At 40.4% G+C, this 570-nt stretch carries 1 protein-coding gene; it reads left to right on the forward strand.

Annotated features, from left to right (window positions below; genetic code table 11):
* Nucleotides 1-312: 312 nt before the first annotated feature.
* Nucleotides 313-570, forward strand: a 258-nt coding sequence (locus tag J8L86_RS21020) for a contractile injection system protein, VgrG/Pvc8 family (protein ID WP_247663604.1), incomplete at its 3' end; no start/stop codon positions are given.

A 570-nucleotide genomic window follows, 5' to 3' on the forward strand; every position in this document is an offset into this window, starting at 1 on the left:
CCATACTGTTGCAGGTACTTCTGGCTCTGATGACTGGCGTAAGCCGATTGAAGCATAACATCGCTAAACAAATGAGCATTTGTTTGCGTTAAGTAAACGATGTTTTAGCTTAGCTCAAATAGGCGGGGCACTTTGGTGCTCCCGTTTACTTAGAAGGCGTAACTGGCACAGTTATGCTCATGTTTTTCATCACAGTTTAATCAATAAAGAGCATAGGTTAGCGCATTCATTTTAAATGAATGTTTTATTCTCTGATTTTTAACTTCACCACTAATGGTGGAGATGAACTCCCATTTTAATAAGGATATCCGCATGGCGCTTTTAGGCTCAGGGTTACGGTTTCATTTTAAAGCGCAACGTTTAGATTTGGACAATGTTGATATCCTCGATTTCAAGTTTATTGAAAGTTTGTCACGCCCTTTTGAGGTGAAGTTGAGTTTGTTAAGTCGACTTGACAGCCTGACTCCTGAAGCTGTTGTTGACCAAACAGGCTTAATGACTTGGACTCAAGATGGTCATGTCGAGCGCTATGTTCACGGTATTGTGAGTCAGTTTATTAAAGGTGATACA

Source organism: Shewanella sp. MMG014 (assembly GCF_018100775.1).
Taxonomy (GTDB): domain Bacteria; phylum Pseudomonadota; class Gammaproteobacteria; order Enterobacterales; family Shewanellaceae; genus Shewanella; species Shewanella japonica.